This window comes from Paenibacillus sp. JT22N12, from assembly GCF_056269365.1.
Map to the genome: position 1 here is coordinate 44,043 of NZ_JBWDNU010000016.1, position 26,571 is coordinate 70,613.

Genomic DNA, 26,571 nt, shown 5'->3' on the forward strand with positions numbered 1-26,571 from the left:
TCAATCCTGGATGGTTGCCGCCGTTCCTGGGGATGACGGCACAACGTGCAGGTCGAAGGTAGTTCTCAAAGGGAGGAGCGTATTGCAGCAAGGTTTTTCCGGCTTCTATGGCTGATTTCTGGAGCGGCGGTTTGTGTAGGCGGGATTTTCCTTGCTGCAGAGGTCGTTGGAGCCCTGTAGGCGTATTACCGGCACTGCAGCAAGGTTTTTCCGGCTTCTATGGCCGATTTCTGGAGCTCCGGTTTGGGTTTTCCGGGTAATAGGTTTATCTGAGAACATAAGCAATGGAAACTCTATAGAGAGCTGCCATCTCTACCGTTGGACGAATGCTGACGACAAGTCGGCTGACCAAGAAATAATTTTGAAGATGAGCTACAAATCACCCTTAAAATATTTCAAAGGTTCTACTGGATGACTCCATCATCTACAGGCGCTCACAGACTTCTCAAGAGTATAGGCAAAATTTGTGCTGGTGAATTCAAAAAAGGTCTCCTGCCATAGGAGACCTTCTTCATGTTCAGGAGCAGCGGAGCGGGCGGGAGCATGCAGTGACCTATAAATCGAACGGCAGAACACACTTTGCAGGAAAACTGCCAGTGCAGGAAGCCTGCTTTGGAAGCAACTGTCCGCCGTCCCGTGACAGCGGAATCTCCGCCATTTCAGGATACCCGTATTCAAGGATCAAGCGACAGTAACGATCGAATATCGAAGAGCTCCCTCAAGCGCAGCCGATTGTCAACCGGAGTTCTAGATGCTTCTGCCTATATAGATTGGGTTGGTCAAACATGTCATAACCGTGCGTTCCATTTCCTTAATATATCGCCTGGACTCCACTCGGTAGAATAAACGGTCTGCCGACCCATCGAAGGCGAAAACAGCCTGCTCATTATCCGTTGTCCATTCGGCCTCCACGCCCCGGTCGGACCAGAGACTGATCTGGTCTCCCTGCAGCTTGCTGGCTTCAATAAGCAGCGGCACAGCTGCCGCAGGACTCACCGGGGCAATCGTATCGCCGATACCCTGCATGCCCGATGACAATGTGATGAAGCTGTCATCCGGATCCGCGGACAGCACTACGCGGCCCTTGCGTATGCCATTCAGCAAGCCCTCTACTGTCTCCGACTCGGTCCAGATCGAGGACACCGGTCTGCCGTGCATGACGAAGCGCTCGGCGCGATGCGTATCGCTGCCGCCAAGCGCCACAATACGCTCTCCCCTGCTGAGCTGCTCCTGCCACCACCGTACAGCCGTTTCGTTCAGCTCTCGCCAGGGCCCATTCCATACTTCGATGGCGTCATAAGGAACATCGAAGCCAAGCTCCCAAGGGCAGAGATCGCAGAACGGATGGTTCAGGGATACGAACGCGCCCTTATCGCGCGCCTTCCAAAGCTCCGAAGCAGCAACATCCGGCGTCAGAACGCGAAAATCGCCGAGCGCATCAAGCTGGCCGAGCAGATTGGCATGCCCTCTGTAGCTTGTCAGCTCCACGCCTGGAATCAAGAGCAGGCGGTCGTCATTGGCGAGCGTAAAGCGGTTCTGCGATGCCGTATTATGATCCGTCAGAGCGATAAATTCAAGGCCGCGCTGGGCGCACAGCTCGATCGTCTCGTCAGCGGTATAGCTGCCATCGCTGTGAATGGTGTGCATATGCAAATCACCCTTCATCCATCGGCTGTAAGCGGGCACGGCGGTTATTTCCACCGTGACTCTGCAGCCCGCCTCAGGCACGCGGTACGCTCCAAGCAGTACCGCCCACGTTCCGGCAGGCAGCCGCCCCGCCAAATAACCGGGGGTTGCTTTCTCCACACCGACGAAGAAGGAATCACGCGCGCCTCCGCTCCAGCCCACAATCCGCTCCGGTGATTTCAAGCCGATATCGACAACGGAACCAGCGGAACGGTTATCATAGTGGTAACGGATTTCTATCCGTTCAAACCGCTCATTTGCCACCTCGAAGGGAACCTCTATATAAGTCTGCTCCTCTTCCTTCGTGATAAACCGTTCTTGAATCAAATGAAGGGTTCCCGGCTGCGCTTCATGCTGCGTGAATGATTTTGCCACTATAACCTCTCCTCCTTTATTCCTTGTTCGCTCCAAGCATAATGCCCTTCATGAAATATTTCTGCACAAACGGGTAAACCGCGAGCAGCGGAATAATGCTGATCAGAATGCCCGCCATCCGCACATTGGTCGTCACCAGATAATTGCTGGATACGGAGCTGGTATCGATAATCATCGATTTCAGCGCCACCTGCAGCGTATATTTCATATTGTCATTAATGAACATGACCGCAGGGGTGAACATATTCCAGCGTCCGACGAACTCGAAGAGGGTGACCGTAGCCAGGCCTGCCGTGGCCAGACGCATATACATCGTCAGAAAAATACGGAATTCCCCGGCGCCGTCGATCTTGGCCGATTCGGACATCTCATAGGGAACATTCATAAAGAAATTACGCATAAGCAGGATGGAGAAGCCGGACACGAGGCCCGACAAAACCAGTACAGACAACGTATTAATCAAATGCAAATCCTTATTCACGACATACAGCGGAATCATGACGGCTTCCTGCGGCACCATCATGGTGATCAGAATAAACGTAACCATTACCTTCCGGCCGGGCACATGCGGATGAATCAATACATAGCCCGCAAGCGCCGACAGCAGCACATGCAAAACAGTTCCAACCACGGTAACGATCGCGCTGTTCATCAGCGGCCGCCAAATATCAAGGCTTTTCCAAACTATGGTGAAGCCTTCGACGCTGAATTCTTTCGGAAACAGGATAATGTCCGGCTGCATGGACGCAAGTCCGGAGGAAAACGCCAGCGATATGACGTTCAGGAACGGAATAATCATCGTCAGCATCAGAACAAGCAGAAAAATAATATTCAGTGCGTCAAAGCATTTATTTTTCCAGCCCAGTCGGTCAAATCGTTCTCCATTCATGGTTTACACCTCATCAAAACGCGTTAGTCGGCGGACAATTAATGTGAGCACAAGCGTCATCAGGACAACAAAGAAGCTCGCCGCTGCCGCAGGGCCGATCTTGATATCCAGAATCCCTTTCTGGAAGGTATACATCATCAATACATCAACCTTGGTCGCAATCGACGGGTTGCGCAGAATAAATACCTGATCGAAAATACGCAGAATACCCAATGTGTTGAGCAAAAAAATAACCTTCATCGTGCCGCTGAGCTGGGGCAGGGTGACATAACAAAGCTGCTGCCACCTTGAAGCCCCGTCCATCCGGGCCGCCTCATACAGTGAGGGACTTATGGAAATGATACCTGCAAGGAACAAAATACAGAAATAGCCCATGTCCTTCCAGGTGGCAAGCACGATCATAATCCAGCGGGCCCAGCTCGACTCCGCCAGGAAATGAATCGGCGCAATGCCGGCCAGCTTGCCAAGCAGCAGATTAACCAGACCGTTATCGGGAGACAGCAGGAAGATCCAGATGCCCCCAACGACGACCCATGAGAGAAGATGAGGAATATAAATAATCAGCTGCGCCATTTTTTTGTACCAGGTTTGCAGCACTTCATTCAAAGATAAAGCGATTATCAGGGGAGCGATGAAGCTGAGCAGCAGAATACCGCCGCCGATGATAATCGTATTCCAGAAAGCCTCCCAGAAGGAGGGGTCAGCCCACACCAGCTTATAATTATCAAAGCCGACGTAGGGCCGAACACCCATCAGTTTATAATCCTGGAAGCTGATCTGCAGCCCTTTGATGAGGGGGTAGTAGCCATACAGAAGAAAGTAGACCACTACCGGCACCATCATGAGATAAAGAGCCCCATATTTTCGGATGTTTCTCATCTCTTTAACACGTCCAATCCTTCAAACCGGCTTTATGATGATTGCGGTGTTATGTCTATCAGTCGATTAATTTTTTGGCTAACAATTCATCGTGCATCTTCTGGACTGCTTCGTCTGCCGGCATTTGGCCCGCCATCGCTTTGAGCGCATAATTCTGAATGATTTTCTCCGCGTCCGCCCAGCCCGGCTGCGCCAGCTCAAGCGTCGCATACTGCTTCACAAGATCCTGTGCTTCCTGTACGCCCGGCAGCTTAGGGAAAGCCGGCTTCACATTCTCGTTGTACCAGAACGGCACGCCGTGATCCATGCTATGCTCCTTGCCCAGATCCGTCAGTGTAATCGTCGATCCTTCCTTCGTATAATCCAGACCCTCGACGCCAAGGCTGCCAAGCGCAATGCCTTCCTCCGAATTCCAGTACTCCAGGAATTTCTTGGCCGCATCCGGATGCTCGGCATTGCTTGGGATGATCCAGAAATCAGGGTCGCCGCGGCGCATCATGATCGTTCCATCAGGACCGGGAATGCTCGCGATCCCTTTTGCTTCGAATGTTGTATTCGGATCTTCCTGCTGGCGCAGGTTGTTGAATGTGCCCACCCATGCATCCCAGTAAGTGACCATACCGACGCGGTCGGCGAGGAACAGGTTGCGCATTTTACCTGTATCATTCGTAATGAAGTTCGGATCCATAATGCCTTCCTTGGTCAGCTTCGCGAACCACTCGTACATCGGAATTGCCGCTTCTGTCGCATAAGGAATCGTGCGCTTGCCATCCTGCATCACATACCGGTATTTGAGGCCGGCAGCGCTCATGAAAGCTTGAATGTCATAAAGTCCCGATGTGCTGAGTCCATATGTGTCATCCTTGCCGTTGCCATCGGGATCCTTCTCCTTGAAGGCCTTGAGCACGTTATAATATTCATCCAGAGTCTTCGGTTCGGACAGCTTCAGCTTGTCCAGCCAGTCTTTGCGGATAATCGGCATCGTCCCGCCCTGGAACTTGGAGAAAACAGCTACGATTTTGCCGTCTTTATCCTTTAATTGATCCCATTCTGCTGCAGGAATTACCTTCGGATCGGAAAGAACGGGAGAGGATGTGACGAAGTCCGTAAGATCGGAGACCACGCCCTGATCGACAAACTCGCTTAATTTGCCCAGATCGCTTAGTTCAATCAGATCGTATTTCTCACCGGAGCCCAGCGCCGTCAGCACCTTCTGGTCGTAGTCGCTCGCCGGCTTCTCCAGAGTAGCTTCAATGCCTGTCTGCGCCTTGATGGTTTCTTCGAATTTCACGTTCTCGTCCGGCGTTTTGCCGCCAACATTAGCGGTCAGAACACGCAGCTTCATGTCCCCGGCAGGGGGTGTTGTTGAATTGCCGGCTGCACTGTTATTCGCTGCCGCATTTCCGGATGAATTGGAATTGCCGGCGGCGTTATTCGTCGTATTGGCGTTTCCGCAGGCGGAGAGCAGGAGTGTGCTTGCCAGTGCCAGTGCAGAAGCGGTCTTCATCATCTTGTTCATTTTGTTTTTTTCCTCCTAAAAGTTTCTGTTAAACGGAATGGATTCTTTATCGCAAAGCATTTAACGGGCTTTTGTAAGCTTGCATTTAAGCTATCTGTCTATATTGGCTTGCGGGCCGCCGCGCAGGAACCGCGCAGTATCAGCTCTGTTGGCACCAAGACCCTCTTCGCTGTTTTCGTTGGCTTCGTCAGCTGTTCAATGAGCAGGCGGGCCGCTTCGATGCCAAGCTGCTCGGAATGGAGTCTGGCTCCTGTTAAAGGAGGTGAGAATTCCGGGGAAAATACGGAATCATCGCTAAACGCCAATACCGACAGGTCCTCCGGTATGCGCAAATTCAGTTTCTCCGCTGCCTTATAAACGCCAAGCGCCATAACGTCCGTATCGGCGATGACCGCCGTGATGGAAGGAAACTCCTTCAGCTTGGCGAGCGTCATCCGGTAACCGAACTCATAAGATGTAGGCCCTGGCACCGGTATGTTGAGCAGTAATCTTGGCTCGGGAGTGAGTTCCTTCGTACGAAAGGCCGATCTGTATCCAAACTCCCGGTCCTCTGCAACCGTCCGCCCCGGAGCAGCATTGAGGAACAAAATATCCTGGTGCTCCATGGACAACAGGTATTGGGTAACCTGGGCCGCCATGCCTGCATTGTCATTATCCACGTAGCTTACCTGAGCCTCGAAAGAAATCGGCGGACGTCCGACAAGGACAATAGGCACTCCTTCCGCCATTTTATCTTTCACGCGTGTGTCTCCAACGGACGGATCAAGTACAATTTCCCCATCCACGGGATTCGACGCGATGTTCTCCAGCTGGCTCGAATAATCCGGAGACAGCGTATTGACCAGTAAGCGGTAGCCGTGTTCGTAGCAAATTCGTAAAACACCATTCAATAAGGACAGGTGAAACTGGCTGAATTTGGCGGATTCCCCCATCATGTTGAGTCCAATAATCCGTGTGGAGCGGTTCGCCAGGCTTCTCGCCCAGTAGTTCGGCTTATAATTTAATTCCTTGGCAGCGGCCAGCACCCGCTCGGATACCGCTTTGCTGATGGGCCGTTTCTTGCTGAAGACGTTGGACACAGTCCCTTTTGAAACTCCCGACGCCTTCGCAACATCATCTATAGTTGCCAACCATATCCAGCCTCGCTTTCCCTGCAGCATTCACGCTGTACATGTTTTCTTAACGATAAAGTAGAATAATCTTTCGTTTCGGACTGCTTAAGATTAAACCGGTTTTGTTAGTGGGGTTTCAATTAGAGATGAATTTTATGTAAAGGACCTGAAATTTCTCTTTAAATAGTGGTTTTTTCTTCTATACGAGGGGTAACCGGGTAAAAAAAAGGGAAAATAATCATTAAACCGTTTTAATGAACTGGAGATTTTCCGCATAAAAAATGCCATCTATCCTGCCGCAATAGGGCATAATAGATGGCTTTTATTCAGGTGAAGAAACAAACTTAGCCGCCAGAGGACCGGTGATAGCCGCCTTTTCATATAATAAGCATAACCGGGTTTAACGGCTGTAATTGTTGTACTTGTGGGCATTTAAGGAGTTATGAGTACGGAACGTATCATATGCGCGCAAGTCCCGCTGCGCATCCGAATCGACCATGACGAGGATTTTTCCGCTGTCCACGTAGTCGTTGTACTCCTTCGCCTCGTCCTCCGGAATTCCCAGTCCAATCAGGCCGCCTACGATTCCGCCTGCACCCGCGCCAACGGCCAGACCCGTTAATGTTGCGGCAATTGGGCCAGCCGCGAGGATTGGGCCGATACCCGGAATGGGAATCAAAAACAGCCCCGCCAGGAGTCCGGTCACGCCGCCGACCACGCCGCCCGTAGTGGCTCCCGCTGCAAATCCGGTCTCCGCATTGGTAGCCGTCTCCTCAGAAATCTCCTCCATGACCTCGTTATTTTTGGCTACGATTGAAATATCATCAGAGGAATATCCTTGGCTTTTCAAATCGTCGATCGCTCTTACCGCTTCTTCATGGGTACTGAACACGCCTACAATTTTCTTATCCATGGTTATAACGCCTCCTATTCATTAGTCAACCCTAAATCTGGAAAAGTCTTTCTATTTCCAATTACACGGGGTGGCAGGTTTTCAAACAAACGCCGCTTTTTAACAACCAAAAAATCGCGCACCTCCAAGAAGCCTAAGCGGAGGTGCGCGATTGTTCATGATCGATATTTAAGATAAAACGATTATCTGCAATCCTTGAGAAAAACTAAAGTTTGGCAATCATCTGCGCCGCTTCTGCCCGGGTTGCAGGGCTTTGGGGAGCAAATCTGTTTTCTCCCTGGCCATTGATAAAACCCAGATTATAGGCCGCATCCACATAATCCCTGGCCCATTCGCTGATCGACATCCTGTCGGCGAAGCCAGCGGATTGTACCTTGCTGATAGAGGCACCTGCCGCAATCTCATAGGCTTTCATGAGCATAACAGCGCCGCGGAGCGTTACGCGTTGGATTGAAAGCCAAGCGACGATGCCCGCCTGCAGCTGTTGCTTCAATTAAGCCAGCCCCTGCTTCAGCTCTTCCGGCGAGCGGTCCCACCACTCTTCGTTGTTGGCGATCAGCAATTTGCGCAGCGCAGCCTTCTCCTCGGCTGAAAGCTCGCTCAGCACGAAGCGCCGCTTGATTGCATAGTCCAGATTGTTCACGTGCTGGGCGAGGATCTTCCACCCGCGGCGCGCCTCCGTATCCACGAGCATCGGGCAGGCCGTCGCTCCCGCATAATAAGAGCCTTCCTCATTCCTGTCAACCGCTACCCACACAATCCAGCAAAGACGACCGTTCGGTACCGTTTCTTTATCCGGGCTGAACTTGATGCCCTTCTCCACCTTGCTCTTGGCGTGCATGGCGCCTACATCAATATAAGCCTCGCCCTGATCGATAATGATGCATGACACCGCGCTGAGGTCGATCGTTCCCGCCCCGAAGCCCCGATGCTCCTTGTTGCTCACCACATTGAGCGAGAGCTGCCTCTTCTCTTTCTTCTCCGGCGCAGGCGCCGCCTGTTCCGGGTTCTTATCCTGTCCTTGATCCTGTTCGGTCATCTGTGGTTCCACTCTCCTTCTCTGCAAGCCCGTATATGCCGCCAGGAAAAACCGGCTGCCGCCACCCTCTGACGGTTAAGCCAGGTTTCTTCCCTCAGAAATATAAGCAAAGTATGATGAAATCTTATACTTTCTTATATTTTAAAAGCATCGCCCGTTTATTGCCGCGCATGCTCGCCAATGATTCCAAATCCCGCGTCCGACAAGGCTTCTTCGCCTGTCCACACTTTAATTCCATTTTAGCTAATAATCCGGGAAAAGCCAACATATACATGCTGTAGATGCTTGTCAACGGGAGGGAATGGTTCAATGACGCCACGTCACACCAAACGTTTGCTGCTCCTTGCAATAGCTGCCGTCCTGCTCGGCGTGAGTGCCCAGTATGGATTCGGGGATGCCTGGGCTTCGCAATATACGTATGCTTTTGCCCCCGACAAAACAGATACGTCGCCCAAGACACCCCCGCCGCGCATCAATATGCCGGAACCCGACCCGGTGGTGCAGCCCGGGCCGGATGCGCCGCTCAGCAAGCGGGTCGTCGAATACCAGATTGATGTCCGGCTGCAGGAAGATACGCATACGCTGCAGGGTCTGCAGACGATCACATGGACAAACCCGGGCAAACAGCAGGTGTCCGAGATGTATTTTCACCTGTACCCCAACGCATTCCAGTCCAAAGACTCGACGTTCATGCGCGAATCCGGCGGCCAGCTCAGGAATGACAAGGCCACGGAAGCAAGCCTCGGCTACATGCGGATCAATTCGCTGGTCACCAGCGAGAATGACAGCCTTCTGCCAAGGCTTCATTATGTGCAGCCCGATGACGGCAATGCGAATGACCAAACGTTGGCCAAGCTCCGTCTGCCCGAGCCGGTAGCGCCCGGAAGAAGCGTCACCCTCAAAATGGCCTTCGAGGTCAAGCTTCCGGAAGTCTTTGCACGGATGGGCTACATGGGGGATTTCGTTATGGCCGGCCAATGGTTTCCGAAGCTTGCCGCCTATGAGACGGTAGGGACCAGGGGAAGAACGACCGAAGGCTGGGATGCCCATCAGTACCACGGCAACTCTGAATTTTACAGCGACTTCGGCATTTACAGCGTAAAAATCAATGTACCCGCCTCCTACAAGGTTGCCGCAACCGGATTCCAGACGAAGCCTGCCGCAGCCGACAACAACCGGAAAATCTTCTCCTTCTATGCAGACGATGTGCATGATTTCGGCTGGAGCGCCTCTCCCGACTTTGTTTATGCGGAAGAACCGTTCTCGACCGACAATGTCCCCGGTGTCCGCATCAAGCTGTACCTCGACCCGCTGCATGCCAAATTCAAGGACCGCTACATGCATGCCGCCAAATCAGCGTTGGCCAAGTATTCCCAGTGGTACGGGGCTTATCCCTATTCCACACTCTCGATTGTCGTCCCCCCCAAAGGCGGCAACGGGGCGGGAGGAATGGAATATCCGACCTTGATCACTTCATTCGCCGCCGAGACGGACAATCCCGGCTACGATCTGGAGCGCACCGTCGTTCACGAGATCGGCCATCAATATTGGTACGGCATGGTCGCCTCCAATGAGTTCGAAGAAGCCTGGCTGGATGAAGGCTTCACCTCCTACTCTGAGGACAAGGTGATGGAGAGCGAATACGGCGTAGCTCCCAATCTTCCTGTAGAAGCCAGCTACATGACCGATCCCGCACCGCTCAAGCAGCTTTCCTGGTCCTACCACAGCCATAATCATTATGCGGAAAATGTGTACATGCGGGCCAAGCTCGTCCTGTTCGGCATCGAGAAACAGGTCGGTCCGAAGATCATGAGCAAGATCATGCGGACGTACTTCCAGAAATACAAGTTCAAGCATCCGTCCACGGCGGATTTCCAGCATGTTGTGGAGCAGGTCACCAAGACCAAGTGGAACGATTATTTCAGCCAGTTTGTCTACGGCAATCAGATGTCCGACTATTCGGTTGAATCGATTGCGGTCAAGCCTGTGAAGGAAAACGGCACTGTGAAGTATGAGTCAACCGTGCTGATCCGCAAGAATGGCGGGAGCTACGGACCTGTCCCGATTGTTTTCCAGTTTGCCGACGGGACGACCCTGCCGAAGGTTTGGGATGCGGCGCAGATGCACATTCAATATAAGCTGGTGCATTCCTCTCCTTTGCTTTGGGCAGCGATTGATCCGCAGAATGAGAACGTGCTCGACAACAAGCATATTAACAATTTCATGAAAGCCGAGCTTCCGGAGAAGGTACAAACGCGCTGGAGCATTGGCGTCGCCAAGCTGCTGGAGGGGATCTTCACTTCCCTTGCCTGGTAGCCTGGCGACCTGGGGCCGGCAGGTACCCATCGCACAAATGGAGAAAAAAGGAGGTGAAGGCTTGCATGAACCATCATGTGAAGCAAGGCTGGCATCTGACGATGAAGCATTTTTACATCATTATTATGTTGTTCCTGTATGAGCTGCTGTGGGGCTTCTTCCTCTACCGTGCGGTTGAAGGAATTATGGTCCCGCTGCTGAAGCGTTACCCGGACAGCGCACCCTCGGACGGAGCTGTGGCGCTTTTCCTGACGGAGGCGCAGTTCCAGCTGCTCAAGACCGATCTCATTCGTCCCTATATCTGGCTCTTCGCAAGTCTGCTGCTCGGGCGCATGCTCCTGACCCCGTTCCTGAACGCCGGGCTGTTCCATTCCCTGCATCATGCCCAGGATGAGAACGGCACAAGATTTATCAAAGGAATCCGCACGGCGTGGAAGCCGATTGCACTGCTATACGGCATCGAAACGGCCTTGACGCTGGCTCCGGGCGTGTGGCTGCTGCCCAAAGCGCTTGATGCCCTGCTCAGCAGCGGCAGTCTGGCGGACATCGCCAACAAGATCGGGCCCTGGGCCGGCGGTTGGCTGGTGTGGGCGGCACTGCTCCACCTGCTCTTCCTCGCCATGCAGTTCGGCGTTGTGTCCGGAAACGGCGCGCTTCGCTCATTCTGGGGCGGGGTGCGGCATCTTATTCCGCTGGCCGGCATCTCGCTGCTAATGTGGGCCATTGGAATGGCGCTCAGTCTGACTATGGCCTCGGCCTCCATGCTCTGGGCCGGATTGATTGCACTCATTTTGCACCAAAGCTATCATCTGATTCGTACGGTTATGAAGGTTTGGACGGTAGCCTCGCAATATGAAGTATGGCATTCCAAGCAGACCTGACCACCGCTCTTATTAGTGAAACAGTAAGCAGGCAGAAGTCGGTTCAGCTGCCGGCAAGAATCTATAATATCAAAGAGGGATCAGCCGTTATGATGCGGTTGGTCCCTCTTTGTTTTGAAAATATGACATCTGAAAGGCGAATTAGAGAAACAGGCGCAGTCAGATATTGTCGATAATGCGGGTGAAACCGGAAGCGTTCATCTCCCTGCCTGGACTTGAGACTCAAGTTTAGACCACAAAAAAAAGGCTCCTGCAAATGCCGGAAGGACCTTTCGCATTTTTTGCAATAAGATAACGAGACGAGTTGTCAAAAAGTTTCACTCTAATAATTCTAATTTGTGAACAAATTGTGAATTTGGAAGGAGATTCGCTAAAAAAACAGAATTAGTATGCCAGCATGAAAAAATTGCCGAATTCTCTTGGATGAGAAGCGGGGGAACCATCTTGGGTGAATTGATCCCGACATTCGCTGCAACGAATGTCAGAGGGTATCATAGGGAGCCTTCAACCGAACCCCACAGCTAACCTCGCAGGCAACCGGAAGGGGTCACATTTTTTGAAAAAAGTTTCTGCACTACTCATCGGTCTAGCATTGGTACTCTTATTCCAAGTTGGGAGCGCACTAGCAGACTCCAAAATGGACGGCGTTATCAGTGATGTGATCGGCACTCCTTACCGCACGGCAGGGACGACTAACAAAGGATTTGACTGCTCCGGATTTACGATGTACGTGTTTGACAAACTCGGCGTCTCGATCTCGCATTCATCCTCCGCTCAGTCCAAGCTGGGCAAGAAAGTAGTCAAGGACGACTTGATTGCTGGTGATCTCGTATTCTTTAATACGAATGGTCGCGGCATTTCGCACGTCGGCATTTATGTTGGAGACGGCAAGTTTGCTCATTCCTCCTCCAGCAAGGGCGTTACCATTAGCAGCCTCAGTGACTCTTACTACGTTAAACGCTATGTTACTGCCCGCCGCGTAATGAGCCCTGAGACATTCGAGAAATACGCTGACGAACCTTCTGATGAATTGGTTGACAGCGAAGACGCTGGTTGATCAGTGTCGATAAGCATTCGCTAACGAATGCTGATGCATAGCCGCAGCTGCTTGTCCGATTGGACAAGCAGCTGCGGTTTTTGCTTTTTCATTTGGGTGTATGAAATAAGAAGCGGCACCTATATATACCCCGTATGTTCCGGTATTCAAACAGTCCAGCGCATGCTGGATGCCATCAAAATGGACCCTATAGACCCGGGCGAAGTGCGGAGGGTGCCGGCGAATCTCGCAATCAGAGGGAAAATGGGTATAATATAACCACAATCCCAACCTTGATGTATGAATGAAAGGAGCTGTTAGGTGATGACAGAGCTTTCCCCTGCGCTGCAGGTGTTTCATCCGACTCTTGCGGGGTGGTTCCGGCAGGCCTTCGGCGAGCCGACCGATATTCAGCTGGACGCGTGGGCTTCAATCATGGAAAATCGTCATACGCTCATCGCAGCACCGACCGGCTCCGGTAAAACACTTGCGGCGCTGCTGCCCTGCCTGAACGGAATCGCAGTGGGCAAAATCGCCGCCACGGCCCCGGGCAGCAGCTGGAAGCCAGGTGTACGCACACTCTATATTACGCCCTTGAAGGCGCTTAATAACGATATTCAGTACCATATCATCGGCTTCATGGAAGCTATTGAACGTTTCCATGAAGAGCATCAAAGGGCGGAGACCCTTGCTTGGCCGGGAGTACGCTCAGCCGTGCGGACCGGGGATACGTCCTCAAGCGAGCGCGCCAGAATGGTGCGCAATCCGCCGGATGTGCTGGTTACCACCCCTGAATCGTTCTACCTCCTGCTTACCTCCGAGAAAGGACGCGGCATGCTGCAGACGGTGGAAACGGTCATTGTGGATGAAATCCACGGGCTGGCTGGAGACAAGCGGGGAGCTCATTTATCCCTGTCGTTGGAGCGGCTCAGTGCGTTATGCCTGAAGCCGGTGCAGCGCATCGGAGTCTCGGCGACACAAAAGCCGCTTGAACGCGTTGCCCGCTTCCTCGGAGGCTGGGAGCAGCGGGCCGATGCGGCGGCCGGCCATCCAGCTGCGGACGCGCCGCGGGCGGCCGGCGGCCGGGAGGAAGCCGTCAGCCCGCAGAAAGCGGATACGAGCTCCGGGCACAAGGCGGGCGGGCTTCCTCTCTCCTCAGCAACACCGGATTCCGTACAAAATAGCGGCTCCATGCCACCTGCAGCCGGAGTGGGTGCAGAGACCGGGCAGCACCCGCACCCGCTTGGCTACAGTCAGCGGCCTGTTACGGTCGTCCTGAGCCGAATGTCAAAGTCCATTGAGGTTCGGGTTACGATGCCCGATCTCAGCAAGCCGGCCAAGACTCGCGAAGCCGTCTGGCTGCCGATCGTTGACCGGGTGTTCCAGTTAATGAACGACGCCCGGTCTGTGCTGATCTTCGTCAACAGCCGCCGGCTGTGCGAGCGGCTTGTGCTCCGGCTCAACGAGCATGCCGGCTATGAAATGGCGCGCGCCCATCACGGCAGCCTCGCTCGCGAGCGCAGGCTAACGATCGAGGACATGCTCAAGGCAGGCGAGCTGCGCTGCCTCGTGGCCACCTCGTCACTGGAGCTCGGCATCGATGTCGGACATGTCGAGCTGGTCATTCAGATCGATTCCCCGAAGCAGGCCGCAGCCGGCATTCAGCGGATCGGGCGCGCCGGGCATGCCGTGGGCGATGTGAGCCGCGGCTTCATCCTGGCCCGCGGCCGCAGCGAGCTGCCGGAATCCGCCGTGCTCTGCCGCGATATCACACGCCGTGATATCGAGGAGATCGTACTGCCGCAGGAGCCGCTTGATGTGCTTTCCCAGCAGATTACAGCGATGGTCGCGGCGGAGGATCTGGAGGTTAGCCGCCTCCACGCGCTTATTTCGCGGAGCGAATGCTACCGCGAGTTTCCAATGGGGCGCCTGGAGGCTTCGCTGAAGGTGCTGGCCGGCTTTTATCCCTTCGCCAAGCCGCTTATGGATTGGGACCGCAGCCGCGGCCTGCTCAGCAAGCGGGCGAATACCGCCATGGCCGCGATCACCGGAGCGGGCACGATTCCGCAAAGCTCCGCGTATCCGGTTCACCACGCGGATAGCCGCGTCCATCTGGGCGAGCTGGACGAGGAATATATCCACGAGAGCCGTGTTGGAGATGTGTTTCAGCTCGGCACGTCCTCGTGGATGATCAGCTCCATCCAGAACGACCGGGTTTATGTGAGGGAAGCGCCGAACCGCTTCAGTGAAATTCCCTTCTGGCGTGCGGAATCCGGGGGACGGGGCTATGAGCTCGGCGTAAAGCTGGGACAATTCATGGGCGAGCTGGAGGCCCGCATGCATTGGGGGGAAGAGGACACCGGCGTGCAGCCCGTTTCTTTGCCGGGAAATTCCGGCGGGGGCGGGACGGATCAGCCCCTGCCGGATGAATCGGAAATCGCGGCCATCCTCTGGCTGGACACGGAGTACGGACTAGATGCAAATGCTGCGACAGAGCTCATCGGATTTGCCAAATCCCAGCACCGGGCGCTGGCTCTGCCCACTGACCGCAGGATCGTCATTGAGCATTACCGCGATCTGATGAACCAGACGCGGGTTATTATCCACAATCCGTTCGGCCGCCGGATCAACCGGACCTGGCTGCTTGCCATTGAACATCAGTTCAAGCGGCTGCTTCCTTACAAGATGTACGGCAATGCCAAAGACAACGGCATCGAGCTGGTGCTGCCGGAATGGGATGCTTCCTGGCTGAAGACATTGTGGCATATCACGCCGGAGAGCATCGAGCCGCTTATGACGGAAGCGATCGCCGGATCGCCGCTGCTGGCCATCGCCTTCCGGCGTATAGCCGAGACGTCCCTGCTGCTCTCGCGCAGCTTTACCCGCACGCCCATGTGGCAGAAGCGCCTTCGCAGCGAAGAGCTGCTGAAGCAATCCCTGCCGTACGCGGAGCATTTTCCTTATTTGCAGGAAGCGATGCGGGAATGCCTTCATCTGTACCTGGATATCAACGGCCTGAAGCGGCTGCTCACAGACATCTCGACGGGATATATGGATATCGTGGTGCAGGAAACGAATAACCCGTCGCCTTTTGCCGCGCAGTTCCTGTGGGAATACGTGAATGCGCAAATCTATGAAGGCGACGGCTTAAGCGAAGCTACGCAGCTGCAGCTGATGAGCGTCAGCAGGACGCTTGCAGGCGAGCTGTTCGGCGAGGATGCCGTGCGCCGGGCCATCGATCCGCTGATTGCCGACGATGAGGCCAAGCGGCTGGAAAGCGGGGATCTCATCCCCTCTTCCTCAAGCGAGCTGTACACGCTGCTCAAATGGCGGGGGGATCTTTCTTTCGGGGAAATCGCAGCAATTGCGGGCGCTGCCGGGGATTGTTCGGATTGGCTTAACGTTCTGCAGCAATCGGGCAGCGTGATGACCATGACGTTCGGCGGGGAAGTCCGTTATATCTGTACGGACGAGAATGATATGTACGAGAGCTTTCCCGGGACGGACGGCTCGATTGCCTTCGTTGCCGGACGGTTCGCCCAGCACCGACTCTCCTTCACCGAGGAGGAGCTCCGCGGGCGGTATCCGGCCCTCACTGCAACGGATGCCGAGCATGTTATTCTGGCGCTGATCCGGCTGGATCTTATCGAGCAGGCCCCCTTCGCCGCTGACAGGGACGAGCGGATCTGGACGAGCCGGAGCGTGGCTAAACGGCTGATCCGGCTGACCATGGAGCAGGCTCGCAAGCAGGCGGAGCCCGTCGATCCGATTCGATGGTGCGCGCATATGTCGATGCTGCAGCATGCTTTGCCCGGGACGCAGCTCAGCGGCATTGACGGCCTGCGGACTATTATTGAGCGGCTGCAGGGATTTTATCTGCCGGCATCGCACTGGGAATCGATTATTTTCCCTGCCCGGATCACGGGCTACCGCAAGGAGGATCTGGATCTGCTCTGCGCATCCGGTGAAGTCCTGTGGCTGGGGCGCAAGGATGAGGGCGAGAAGGAAGGTAAAATCGCCTTTTTCCTCGCTGATGCAAAGCCGCTTTATACGCCTTATGTGAAGCAGCCGCCGGCTGAGCAGTCCGGCAACCCGAAGCTGCTCGCTCTGCTTCAAAATAGCGGGGCAAGCTTCCTCACCAAGCTGAGCCGCGACTATGGCAAGCCGCCTTCCGAGCTGCTGGCCGACCTGATCGATCTGGTGTGGGAGGGCCGCGTCTCGAACGACCAGTTCGCGCCGCTGCGCCTGCAGCTGATCGCCAAGGGCAAACAGCATGCCAAGACCGGATCAGGCCTTGGGCGCTGGTATTGGGTTGGCTCCCTGCACGATCATGACAGCGCGGAGCCCGGCCGCGGGCAGCCCGAAGCTGCCCAGAATCCGTCGGCGGTTGAAGCCGGGGCTGAGCCTGCCTTGTACTGGACACAGCATTTACTGGACAGCTACGGCATTATATCCAAGGAATTAGTCTCGCATCTCTCGCCGTTCAGCTGGGATGAGCTGCTGCCCGTGCTGCGGCAGCTGGAGCATTGGGGCGTGGTAACGCGCGGCCTTCTTGTCGAGGGCGTGCCTAATCTGCAGTTTGCCAGACGGGAGCAGATCGCTTCCGTACGTGAGCCGGTATCGGCCCGTAGTGGCGATTCCATCACGGTGCTCGCCGCCGTCGATCCCGCCAATCCTTTTGGTTTGGCCGCAGATTGGCCTGCCGTCCAGGGGGCAAGCTTTTCCCGCAAGAGGGGCAACTATATGGTGCTATACCGGGGCCAGTGGCGCTTCTGGATCGAGAACAATGGCCGCCGGATCGTGGAGCTGGAATCTCCTCCCGAATCCGAACCCGGTTCTGCCCGGCCGAAAGCCATAACCAAATCCGTGGATATGCCCGATCTGTTGAAGCATATGTTCCGGACCGTACTGCGCCAGCAGGGGCTGAGCAGGATCAAGATTGAACGCTGGAACGGCGAGGACATTGCCGAATCGGATATGGCCGCCGAGCTGCGCGCTCTTGGCGCCGAACGCGACAATCGGGCGCTCGTCTTGTGGGCAAGCGATATTAACTGAATGCAGAACGCGCAGGGAGAAATTCAATGAATGGGAGGTTTGCATAAAATCCCCAAAATACGGAAAACTAATGATTGTTGTTATACTGAAAAAGGAGGTGTCTACGTGGCAAACCCACAAGACAAAGCATCCAAAGCAGACGTACAGTCTACGGAGTTGAATAAAATGCCTCTCGCAGAGGAAGAAGATACGGAGTTCTCCGCGGAGGAAGCCGCAGAGGTATTCGAAGAGAATTCCTCCGATCCCTCCAGACATCAGGATTAGGACAAAGAAGCTGCCCTGCCTTTGTTAATGGCCGGATAAGAAGAAACGGCTGCGCCGTCCGTTGGCGGCCAAGCCAGGTTTCTTCCCTCCGAAATATAAGCAGCGTATAATAGAAATTTATAGGTGCTCTAGCTATATAATTTCTATGCATTCGAAGAAGCCAAGCTCGGGTCCAATTGGACCTGGGCTTGGCTTCTTTTATTTTCTCGTGCAGAGCCTGCCGGAGTACCTGGTTGAAAGAGAAGTCTACTCGGCCGCCAGCAATCATGTTATTGTAAATACGTGTCTGTTATGGGCCGAACACATCTCTTCTTGCATGTCCAATTGAAGGAGGAAGATCAGGATGAACGCGATAGCGCGGCGTAAAAGGGATTTGGAGCAATATGCCCCAGCCTCCACCATGGATCCGGCACAGCTCGATCTGTACTGGGAAACGGTTCTGCGGCAGGATTCAGAGAGACCGCTGGAGGTGAAACGGGAAAAACAGGACTCTCCGTTTCCCACTATTGCTGTTGATAAGCTCACCTACAAAGGCTATGATCATACGCCACTTCATGGCTGGTTTATGGTACCGCGCAAGCAGCCCGAAGGGAAGGCCAAGCCGCCATGCATCGTCCTGTTTCAGGGATATACGGGCGACCGCGGACTGCCTGAGCGTTATGCCGCCTGGTTGCTGCTGGGCTATGCCGTTCTGGCGCTGGATGCAAGAGGCCAGGGCGGAGAAACCGGCAACGAGATGAAGGAGCTCTATGGATCATCCAAAGGCTGGGTATCCATGGGGGTGCTGGACAAGGAGTACAGCTACTATCAAGCGCTGGCGCTGGATGCTGTCCGCGGCGTCAATGCCGCAGCGCAGCAGCCAGAGATTGATCCGGCAAGAGTCGCGGTTGTCGGGGGCAGCCAGGGAGGCGGGCTCTCGCTGCTCGCAGCCGCGCTGAATCCCAAGGTGGCTGCCGTCGTTGCCGATATCCCCAATATGTGCCATATGGATTACGGCCTCATGCATTCTACCGGTTCGCTGACGGAAATTGCCCAATATTTGAAGCGGCATCCCCATCAGCTGGAGCGCGTCCTGGATACGCTGGCCCATTTTGACATGCTGAATCTGGCTCCGCGCATCACCGCTCCGCTGCTAATGTCTGTTGGCTGGAAGGATACGGTGTGCATCCCCGAAACGATCTATGCGGTCTATAATAAGCTGCAATGCAGCAAGCAGATCCTCGATTATCCCTTTAACGGCCATGAGACCGGAGAAGAGCACGGCCGCAAAGTGATGGAATTTCTGCAGCGGACATTAGGCTGACAGCAGCAAAAAAGAGCTATGCACGGAAGCCCGGCTTCGCTCATTGCTCTTTTTTATATGAAATCTGCTGCGGCGCGCTGCGTGTGAAGTGCTTACAGCTGGTAGTCGATCTCCAGGAAACGCTCCACTTCTGTCACCCAGCGCTCCTGTACGAATGCGGTATGGAGCGGGTGCGCGTTATAGGTTTCGTACTCCTCCTGATTCGCGAACTCCATGGAGAAGCCGTAGTCGTAGTCGTTCTTGGCGCTGACCTGGCGGTATACGCGAAAATTTTTCACAACCGGTATGGAGCTGAGAATTTCCTGACCGTCGGCAAGGAACTGCCTGGCCTCTTCGGAGCCCTTCTTGTGCTTCAAATTGAAAATAACGGAATGCTGGATCCATTCTTGCGTCATCTGTGTTCAGCTCCTTCGTCTGGTTATAGAAATTTGCTTGCGCGTGTACAAAAACCAACTGCTCTCATTCTAACAAAAACAGCTGCGATGCTCCAGAATTCATTTTTGGCCAAAAGGTCAGAATGGATTTCTCCTCGCGGATCAGTATTCTCGTTTCAAAGGCTGCCCTCGATCGATCCTGATCCTTAAGAGAAGAAGGCGAATACCGCTATGGTAAAGGTACAAACTCAAATCGACATTCAAGCTCCGATAACGCTATGCTTCGACTCGGCAAGAGATATCAGCCTCCATACCCGTACAGTATGGAAGCATACGAAGGAAGAAGCGTTCGGCGGCGTTACATCGGGGCCGATAGACGCCCATCAGACGGTCACCTTCCGGGCGACCCACTTCGGCATCCGGCAGAGCCTGACCTCCAAAATAACGGAATTCAACGCGCCATTCCGCTTCGTCGATGAAATGCAGCGGGGTGCCTTCAAATATTTGAAGCATATCCATACCTTTGAGGAGCATGGCGGCATCACTATGATGAAGGATACGTTATATTTTGAAGCTCCGCTGGGGTGGGTCGGGCGGATAGCCGAACGCGCTGTATTAAAGCGCTATATGGAGAAATTCCTGGAGCACCGGAACAGGGAGCTGAAGAGGATACTCGAGGCAGGGGCTGGCACAATCCTTTGAGCAACAGAAGAAAAGAAAAACCGGCTCTTTTACAGCAGAATAAATTTCTTCCCTTAGACCTTATCGAAATAAATAACTGTGAAACTCGTACATTCCGGCGTGTAAAATAAAGCCTAACCCTGTCCGGCCGCAGGGCCGGACAGGGTTTCTGGTATCTGATATCTTATCGCGGGTGCGGAGAAGCTGCAGCTTGTTTCTTCGTTCTGGCAACGAAGAAGAAGCATAACACCGCTGCACCTACCAGAGCCGACATGACAATGGCCAGCGGCCAGGCGTTCTGATTATCCCCGATACCGACAAGCGGAGCCGCCGCGCCCCCGATAATGAAAGAGAGCATTCCCAGCAGAGCGGAAGCGCTGCCTGCGGATTGGCCCTGGCTTTGCAAAGCCAGGGATGTGGTCGTCGTTGCAATCAGGCCCACGCTCGAAACCACCAGGAAGAAGGCCGGAATGACGATATAAAGCCCTGCCTGCAGCGCGGCAGCGAGCAGCAGCAGAGCTCCCCCGGCCGATGACATCATCAGGCCGCTGCCGAGCAGCTTCCGCTCATGAACCCGGCCGGCCAAACGGCCGGCGATTTGGCTGGCCGCGATAATACCCGCCCCGTTAATGCCGAAGATCAGGCTGAACATCCGTGGAGAAACACCAAATAACTCCTGCAGCACAAACGGCGAGCCGGAGATATAGGCAAACATCGCCGCCATCACAAAGCCCTGCGTCAAGGCATAGCCAATGAACATCGAATCACGCGTTAAACGCCGGAAGGTCGTCAGTGTGTGGCGCATTCCGCCGCTTGATCTCCGCTCTGCGGGCAATGTTTCCTTCATACCGAACAGGACTGCCAGCAGCATGAGCACGCCGATGATGCTGAGCAGGCTGAACACGCCTCTCCATGAGGTGAATTCCAGTACTTCCGCACCGATAATCGGCGCCAGTATGGGGGCCGCCCCATTGACCAGCATTAACAGGGCAAAAAACTTCGTCAGCTCCACACCCGAATAGAGGTCGCGCACACTGGCTCTGGAGATTACTATTCCCGCAGCGCCCGCCAGACCCTGGATGAACCGCAACCCGATAAAGACCCATATATTCGGGGAGAATACGCATAAAAGAGAGACAATGGCATATAAAGCAACGCCGATTATAAGAGGAATCCGGCGGCCGCGCACATCGCTGACCGGACCCGCAAGCAGCTGGCCAAGCGCCAGACCAAGCAAACAGGCGGTCAAACTCAGCTGTGTGACAGAGGTGGCGGAGCCCAGTTCAGCAGCGAGAGCCGGCAGCGCAGGCAGATACATATCCATGGAAAGCGGTCCGAAAGCAGCCAGCGAGCCAAGTATAATAGCAAGCCGCAGCCGGCTGGTAGATTGGTTTGTTTTGGCTATAGAGGTTGAATTGTTCATTTCCCTGCTCACTCATTCCTATCAATTGATATTGTATGATGAAGCCCGCCCGTTCCGGATTGGAAATTACCCGGAAATCATCCATGCATATGGGCCTTGTTCGTGAATGCTATCATGCCTCTCCCCCGCTGTCCAGCCCCAACCCGTTGGCATCCATACCCGGACCGTTTATACTAGGGAAGGACTAACTTTCTATGAAAGCGGGTGGCCTTATGGGCAGCAATACGAAAATAGGCGGCGGCGGTTTTCATCATGTCGCGATTCGGGTCTATGATTTTGACGCAACCGTACGATTCTACACGGAAGTTCTTGGCTTCACGGACAGGGTCCGCTGGGGCGAAGGCGACAGCCGGGCGATTATGCTCGATACCGGCGACGGCAATTATCTGGAGGTCTTCGCAGGCGGAACCAAAGGTCCGAAACCGGAAGGCGCTTTTCTCCATCTGGCCCTGCGTTCGGATGACGTGGATGCCGCGACAGAGCTCGCCAGAGCAGCGGGCATGGAAATTACGGTAGAGCCCAAGAATGCCGTGCTTGGCGGAATACCGGTGCGCCTCTCCTTCTTCAAGGGACCGGACGGCGAAATTATCGAGCTGTTCCAGAGTACGGGCGAGAATCCGCTATAAACTCACGAAAGCAATCTGCATAATGACAAGCTGCAGGCTCTGGCCTTCCTTTCATCGGGAGGACAGAGCCTGTTTATGTATAGGATGCGGCAAATAAAATCAGGTGGTGCAATTTAATGGAATGCATCTGTCAGTTGATACAAAGAATTCATTAAAAAGAGCGCCCAGCCCATGGCATTTAACCGTTATTTTAGCCATTTTCACAGCTTCATAGTTTACATTTCGTGTAAGATCTTTATAATGAATAAAGATCTTTAAAAAAATCTGAAGTATGGCACAAGGAGGGCTTTTTCTGCAAAAAGTTATTAGAATCGGAATTGTAGGCTATGGAAATCTCGGTAAAGGGGTTCACAAAGCAATTGGCCAGAATCCGGATGTGGAGCTGGTTGCCGTGTTCACCCGCAGACAACCCGAACAATTAGACGCAGGCAGAGATGGCACCCGTTTTGAACATATTTCTACGATCGAAGCATTCAAGGGCCATATAGATGTCATGATTCTATGCGGCGGATCGGCAACGGATCTCCCTGAGCAAACCCCGTTCATCTCACGGATGTTCAACACCGTCGACAGCTTCGACACCCATGCTAAAATTCCCGAATTCTTCGATACCGTGCATGCTTCAGCAAAGCAAGGCGGCAACGTCAGCGTTATTTCGACAGGCTGGGATCCGGGATTGTTCTCGCTTAACCGGCTGCTGGCCGAAGCGATCCTGCCCGAAGGCAAGGATTACACCTTCTGGGGCAAAGGCGTTAGTCAGGGCCATTCCGACGCCATTCGCCGCGTTGCAGGCGTGAAGGCAGGAGTCCAGTATACCGTCCCTGTTCAGTCTGTCATTGACCGTATCCGTTCCGGGGAAACACCAGAGCTGCCTACCCGGGAGAAGCATCTGAGAGAATGCTATGTTGTGGCGGAGGAAGGCGCGGATCAGGAACAAATCCGTGCAACCATCGTTAACATGCCGAACTATTTCTCCGATTATGACACCACGGTTACCTTCATTACTGAAGAGGAGCTGGCAGCGGAGCATCAGGGCATGCCGCATGGCGGCTTCGTTATCCGCAGCGGCGTCACGGGTGAAGGAACGAAACAAATTATGGAATTCGGCTTGAAGCTGGAGAGCAATCCGGAATTTACAGCCAGCGTCCTGGTCGCCTATGCCCGGGCAGCTTACCGCTTAAGCAGCGAAGGGGTTGCCGGAGCCAAAACCGTATTCGATATTCCTTTTGGACTTTTATCTCCCAAATCACCGGAGGAGCTTCGCCGCGGACTGCTGTAAATAACCTTGGACCTTGTCATTACCAATCTGGAGTTACCAAAAAAGGAGAGCTGTTTACTTGATAACTACTGTGAATCAAACCTCAGCCCAACAATATGTCCAGTCTGTTTATGAAACAGTCATTCACCGCAATCCTTATGAAAGCGAATTTCACCAGGCAATCAAAGAAATACTGGATTCCCTTGTCCCTGTGTTTGAGCATCATCCCAAATATATGGAGCACAGCGTTCTGGAGCGGATCGTTGAGCCGGAGCGTGTTGTTTATTTTCGGGTTCCTTGGCTTGATGACAACGGCAAGGTCCGGGTAAACCGCGGCTACCGCGTACAGTTTAACAGCGCGCTTGGCCCTTACAAGGGAGGTCTGCGTTTTCACCCCTCCGTCAACGCAAGCATAATCAAGTTTTTGGGCTTTGAACAGATTTTCAAAAATGCCTTGACCGGTCAGCCGATCGGCGGCGGCAAGGGCGGCTCCGACTTTGATCCCAAGGGCAAATCGGATAACGAAATCATGCGCTTCACCCAAAGCTTCATGACGGAACTATATCGATATATCGGTCCGGATACCGATGTTCCGGCAGGCGATATCGGCGTGGGAGCCCGGGAAATCGGCTATATGTTCGGCCAATACAAACGAATCCGCGGCGGCAATGAATCCGGCGTCCTCACAGGCAAAGGCATTCATTATGGCGGAAGCCTGGGTCGGACAGAAGCTACCGGCTATGGTTGCGTGTACTTCGTAAAAGAAATGCTGGCCTCCAAAGGTCTGAGCTTCGAAGGCAGCAGGGTAATCGTTTCGGGTTCAGGAAATGTGTCCATCTATGCCATTGAGAAAGCGCAGCAGCTGGGAGCCCATGTCGTGGCTTGCAGCGACTCAGCCGGTTATGTTTATGATCCGGACGGAATTAACCTTGAGACCGTTAAACGCCTCAAGGAAGTGGAGCGGGGCCGCATGAGCGAATACGTGAATGAACACCCCGATGCCACTTATTCCGAAGGCTGTGAGGGTATCTGGTCCATTCCATGCGATATTGCGCTTCCCTGTGCAACTCAGAACGAAATTGATGTCAAGATGGCGGGTACCTTGGTGGCCAATGGGGTCAAAGCGGTTGGCGAAGGAGCCAACATGCCTTCCACCCTGGATGCAATCGATTTATTCCTGAGCAATGATGTGTTGTTTGGCCCTGCTAAAGCAGCAAATGCAGGCGGAGTAGCCGTTTCTTCCCTGGAAATGTCCCAGAACAGCATGCGCCTGTCGTGGACGTTCGAAGAGGTCGATGCGAAGCTGCATGTCATTATGAAAAATATTTATGATATCAGCGTGGCGGCGGCAGAGAAATACGGCCGTCCCGGGAACCTGCTCGCCGGAGCCAATATCGCAGGATTCATCAGAGTAGCCGATGCGATGATCGACCAAGGCGTGGTATAGCTTCTAATTTGATTAGCCTCAATGGGAACCCTGACAATAGGTGGTCAGGGTTCTTGTTATATACTCATACTTGTAAAGGTAGGGAGCCATGTACAAGGAGGTTATCCAAAATGATCATACACAATGAATTACCCTCAGACAGCAGTAAAATTGCATCAGAGAACGATATATATCCGCCCGCCATCGCCACCGTTCCATCGGATCAATCAAATCCGCCCACAGACGATCTGTCCGGCTCAATTCCGGCTTCAGCCGCTTCCACTGGATTGACGATGGGATCGCAGGTTTCGGGAGGCGCATCTAATGGGCGGGGTACGGGCGGCAAGACCGCTGTGCTGGGACCTCGGGCGCTGGGACGGGCGCTGCTTGAGCGGCAGCTTCTGCTGCGACGCTCGAAGCTGTCTGTTCCGGATGCTCTGGAGCATCTGGTCGGCATGCAGGCCCAGGCGCCGAATCCGCCTTATATCGGGCTGTGGTCGCGGCTGAGCGGCTTCCATCAGGACGACCTGGCAGCGATGATCAGGGATCGGAGCGCCGTGCGCATAGCCCTGATGCGCTCCACGATCCATCTGGTCACCGCCCGTGATTGCCTGGCATTGCGCCCTCTCCTGCAGCCTGTTCTGGAACGGGGACTGAAGGGCAACCACGGCAAGCATCTGACAGGGCTGGATCCGCAAGAGCTCGCCTCTGCCGCCCGGGCTTTGGCCGATGAGCATCCCCTGACCTTCAGTGAGCTCGGCACAAAGCTCAGCGAGCGGTGGCCCGGGCGCGAGCCCGGCGCCCTTGCAGCGGCCGCACGCACCTGGGTGCCGCTCGTCCAGATTCCGCCCAGAGGAATCTGGGGCGAAAGCGGGCAGGCTGCCCATACCTCGGCAGAGTCCTGGCTCGGACAGGAGCTTGACCAAAATACTTCGGTCGCCCATGTCCTTCTGCGCTATCTGGCAGCATTCGGGCCCGCGTCTGTTCAGGATATGCAGGTGTGGTCGGGCCTTACCCGGCTGCGCGGGGTCATTGAAGCTATGCGGCCCGGCTTAAGAACATTCCGCGACGAGCATGGCCGGGAGCTGTTTGACCTGCCGGACGCTTCGCTGCCGGACCCGGATACGCCCGCTCCGCCGCGGTTCCTCGGCGAGTTCGACAACATGCTGCTATCCTATGCCGACCGCAGCAGGATCATCGCCGACCGGCACCGGCCCTTGGTCTTTACCATCAACGGAATCATTCGGGCTGTGATACTGGTTGACGGGCTGGCCCGGGGAGTATGGAGAATAGAGCGCCGCCGGAACAGCGCCACTCTGGTTATCGAGCCCTTTGAGCCGCTGTCCGAAGAGGACCTTGCCGCTCTTGCCCAGGAAGGCCAGCGGCTGCTGGGCTTCGCTGCAGCTGACGCCGCCGAACATGATATCCAATTTCATTAGTGTGAGGGGCATCTGGACAAAAGGCCAGCACCGTATCCTCCCATGAGATCTTTGTAAAGAAGAAACTCCCCGACCTG

At 54.3% G+C, this 26,571-nt stretch carries 21 protein-coding genes and 1 riboswitch; of the genes, 11 read left to right on the forward strand and 10 right to left on the reverse strand.

Annotated features, from left to right (window positions below; genetic code table 11):
• Positions 1-747 precede the first annotated feature (747 nt).
• The 8 genes from AC0YOA_RS33380 to AC0YOA_RS33415 form a co-directional block, all read right to left on the reverse strand.
• The gene (locus tag AC0YOA_RS33380; RefSeq protein WP_475790257.1) at positions 748-2,061 is read right to left on the reverse strand and encodes a CehA/McbA family metallohydrolase; all 1,314 of its coding nucleotides are present in this window, start codon (positions 2,059-2,061) and stop codon (positions 748-750) included.
• A 16-nt stretch (positions 2,062-2,077) separates the two neighbouring features.
• Entirely contained in the window at positions 2,078-2,950 is an 873-nt protein-coding gene (locus tag AC0YOA_RS33385; protein ID WP_210046178.1) for a carbohydrate ABC transporter permease, read from the reverse strand.
• Positions 2,951-2,953: 3 nt separating this feature from the next.
• A complete protein-coding gene (locus AC0YOA_RS33390) occupies positions 2,954-3,829 on the reverse strand; it encodes an ABC transporter permease subunit (RefSeq protein WP_210046179.1) in 876 nt (291 codons plus the stop codon).
• Positions 3,830-3,887: 58 nt separating this feature from the next.
• Positions 3,888-5,348 carry an extracellular solute-binding protein gene (locus tag AC0YOA_RS33395; RefSeq protein WP_475790258.1) on the reverse strand — a complete coding sequence of 487 codons (1,461 nt, stop codon included), beginning with the start codon at positions 5,346-5,348 and terminating at the stop codon, positions 3,888-3,890.
• 98 nt (positions 5,349-5,446) lie between these two features.
• Positions 5,447-6,478 (reverse strand): LacI family DNA-binding transcriptional regulator, encoded by a 1,032-nt coding sequence (locus tag AC0YOA_RS33400; RefSeq protein ID WP_475790259.1) that lies wholly within the window; start codon positions 6,476-6,478, stop codon positions 5,447-5,449.
• A 382-nt stretch (positions 6,479-6,860) separates the two neighbouring features.
• Positions 6,861-7,373, reverse strand: a complete 513-nt coding sequence (locus AC0YOA_RS33405; protein ID WP_210046182.1) for a general stress protein — start codon at positions 7,371-7,373, stop codon at positions 6,861-6,863.
• 205 nt (positions 7,374-7,578) lie between these two features.
• Positions 7,579-7,866, reverse strand: coding sequence for an S-layer homology domain-containing protein (locus tag AC0YOA_RS33410; protein WP_475790260.1), 288 nt, complete (start codon positions 7,864-7,866; stop codon positions 7,579-7,581).
• Entirely contained in the window at positions 7,867-8,412 is a 546-nt protein-coding gene (locus AC0YOA_RS33415; protein WP_475790261.1) for a YwhD family protein, read from the reverse strand.
• A gap of 309 nt (positions 8,413-8,721) precedes the next feature.
• Between AC0YOA_RS33415 and AC0YOA_RS33420 the strand changes: the two genes are divergently transcribed.
• From AC0YOA_RS33420 to AC0YOA_RS33445, 6 genes are all read left to right on the forward strand, one after another.
• Positions 8,722-10,728, forward strand: coding sequence for a M1 family metallopeptidase (locus AC0YOA_RS33420; RefSeq protein ID WP_475790262.1), 2,007 nt, complete (start codon positions 8,722-8,724; stop codon positions 10,726-10,728).
• A gap of 65 nt (positions 10,729-10,793) precedes the next feature.
• On the forward strand, positions 10,794-11,609 hold the full coding sequence (locus tag AC0YOA_RS33425; protein WP_475790263.1) for a hypothetical protein: 816 nt from the start codon (positions 10,794-10,796) through the stop codon (positions 11,607-11,609).
• Positions 11,610-12,006: 397 nt separating this feature from the next.
• Positions 12,007-12,160: riboswitch (cyclic di-AMP (ydaO/yuaA leader) on the forward strand.
• Between the two features lie 5 nt (positions 12,161-12,165).
• The gene (locus AC0YOA_RS33430) at positions 12,166-12,666 is read left to right on the forward strand and encodes a C40 family peptidase (protein WP_475790264.1); all 501 of its coding nucleotides are present in this window, start codon (positions 12,166-12,168) and stop codon (positions 12,664-12,666) included.
• A gap of 303 nt (positions 12,667-12,969) precedes the next feature.
• The gene (locus tag AC0YOA_RS33435) at positions 12,970-17,700 is read left to right on the forward strand and encodes a DEAD/DEAH box helicase (RefSeq protein WP_475790265.1); all 4,731 of its coding nucleotides are present in this window, start codon (positions 12,970-12,972) and stop codon (positions 17,698-17,700) included.
• A 105-nt stretch (positions 17,701-17,805) separates the two neighbouring features.
• Positions 17,806-17,964, forward strand: coding sequence for a hypothetical protein (locus tag AC0YOA_RS33440; RefSeq protein WP_210046188.1), 159 nt, complete (start codon positions 17,806-17,808; stop codon positions 17,962-17,964).
• 343 nt (positions 17,965-18,307) lie between these two features.
• Positions 18,308-19,267 (forward strand): acetylxylan esterase, encoded by a 960-nt coding sequence (locus AC0YOA_RS33445; protein ID WP_475790266.1) that lies wholly within the window; start codon positions 18,308-18,310, stop codon positions 19,265-19,267.
• Positions 19,268-19,359: 92 nt separating this feature from the next.
• Here AC0YOA_RS33445 and AC0YOA_RS33450 read toward each other — a convergent pair whose 3' ends face one another.
• Complete coding sequence (locus AC0YOA_RS33450) at positions 19,360-19,662, reverse strand: Dabb family protein (protein ID WP_210046190.1); 303 nt, start codon at positions 19,660-19,662, stop codon at positions 19,360-19,362.
• Between the two features lie 210 nt (positions 19,663-19,872).
• Here AC0YOA_RS33450 and AC0YOA_RS33455 point away from each other — a divergent pair, with 210 nt between their 5' ends.
• Positions 19,873-20,343, forward strand: a complete 471-nt coding sequence (locus tag AC0YOA_RS33455; RefSeq protein ID WP_475790267.1) for an SRPBCC family protein — start codon at positions 19,873-19,875, stop codon at positions 20,341-20,343.
• A 163-nt stretch (positions 20,344-20,506) separates the two neighbouring features.
• On the opposite strand, the gene AC0YOA_RS33460 is transcribed toward AC0YOA_RS33455, so the two are convergent.
• Positions 20,507-21,745, reverse strand: a complete 1,239-nt coding sequence (locus AC0YOA_RS33460) for a multidrug effflux MFS transporter (protein ID WP_475790268.1) — start codon at positions 21,743-21,745, stop codon at positions 20,507-20,509.
• Between the two features lie 194 nt (positions 21,746-21,939).
• On the opposite strand from AC0YOA_RS33460, the gene AC0YOA_RS33465 reads away from it, so the two are divergent.
• The 4 genes from AC0YOA_RS33465 (at position 21,940) to AC0YOA_RS33480 (ending at position 26,494) form a co-directional block, all read left to right on the forward strand.
• On the forward strand, positions 21,940-22,371 hold the full coding sequence (locus AC0YOA_RS33465) for a VOC family protein (protein WP_379114237.1): 432 nt from the start codon (positions 21,940-21,942) through the stop codon (positions 22,369-22,371).
• A gap of 271 nt (positions 22,372-22,642) precedes the next feature.
• The gene (locus AC0YOA_RS33470) at positions 22,643-23,650 is read left to right on the forward strand and encodes a diaminopimelate dehydrogenase (protein ID WP_475790269.1); all 1,008 of its coding nucleotides are present in this window, start codon (positions 22,643-22,645) and stop codon (positions 23,648-23,650) included.
• Between the two features lie 58 nt (positions 23,651-23,708).
• Positions 23,709-25,076 (forward strand): NADP-specific glutamate dehydrogenase, encoded by a 1,368-nt coding sequence (gene gdhA, locus AC0YOA_RS33475; RefSeq protein WP_475790270.1) that lies wholly within the window; start codon positions 23,709-23,711, stop codon positions 25,074-25,076.
• A 110-nt stretch (positions 25,077-25,186) separates the two neighbouring features.
• On the forward strand, positions 25,187-26,494 hold the full coding sequence (locus AC0YOA_RS33480) for a winged helix DNA-binding domain-containing protein (protein WP_475790271.1): 1,308 nt from the start codon (positions 25,187-25,189) through the stop codon (positions 26,492-26,494).
• The last annotated feature ends 77 nt before the right edge of the window (positions 26,495-26,571 follow it).

Coding starts and splice junctions, on each gene's coding strand:
- AC0YOA_RS33385 (WP_210046178.1), bottom strand. CDS start 2,950: ATGAATGGAGAACGATTTGACCGACTGGGCTGGAAAAATAAATGCTTT.
- AC0YOA_RS33390 (WP_210046179.1), bottom strand. CDS start 3,829: ATGAGAAACATCCGAAAATATGGGGCTCTTTATCTCATGATGGTGCCG.
- AC0YOA_RS33395 (WP_475790258.1), bottom strand. CDS start 5,348: ATGAACAAGATGATGAAGACCGCTTCTGCACTGGCACTGGCAAGCACA.
- AC0YOA_RS33405 (WP_210046182.1), bottom strand. CDS start 7,373: ATGGATAAGAAAATTGTAGGCGTGTTCAGTACCCATGAAGAAGCGGTA.
- AC0YOA_RS33415 (WP_475790261.1), bottom strand. CDS start 8,412: ATGACCGAACAGGATCAAGGACAGGATAAGAACCCGGAACAGGCGGCG.
- AC0YOA_RS33420 (WP_475790262.1), top strand. CDS start 8,722: ATGACGCCACGTCACACCAAACGTTTGCTGCTCCTTGCAATAGCTGCC.
- AC0YOA_RS33425 (WP_475790263.1), top strand. CDS start 10,794: ATGAACCATCATGTGAAGCAAGGCTGGCATCTGACGATGAAGCATTTT.
- AC0YOA_RS33435 (WP_475790265.1), top strand. CDS start 12,970: ATGACAGAGCTTTCCCCTGCGCTGCAGGTGTTTCATCCGACTCTTGCG.
- AC0YOA_RS33445 (WP_475790266.1), top strand. CDS start 18,308: ATGAACGCGATAGCGCGGCGTAAAAGGGATTTGGAGCAATATGCCCCA.
- AC0YOA_RS33450 (WP_210046190.1), bottom strand. CDS start 19,662: ATGACGCAAGAATGGATCCAGCATTCCGTTATTTTCAATTTGAAGCAC.
- AC0YOA_RS33455 (WP_475790267.1), top strand. CDS start 19,873: ATGGTAAAGGTACAAACTCAAATCGACATTCAAGCTCCGATAACGCTA.
- AC0YOA_RS33460 (WP_475790268.1), bottom strand. CDS start 21,745: ATGAACAATTCAACCTCTATAGCCAAAACAAACCAATCTACCAGCCGG.
- AC0YOA_RS33465 (WP_379114237.1), top strand. CDS start 21,940: ATGAAAGCGGGTGGCCTTATGGGCAGCAATACGAAAATAGGCGGCGGC.
- AC0YOA_RS33470 (WP_475790269.1), top strand. CDS start 22,643: ATGGCACAAGGAGGGCTTTTTCTGCAAAAAGTTATTAGAATCGGAATT.
- AC0YOA_RS33480 (WP_475790271.1), top strand. CDS start 25,187: ATGATCATACACAATGAATTACCCTCAGACAGCAGTAAAATTGCATCA.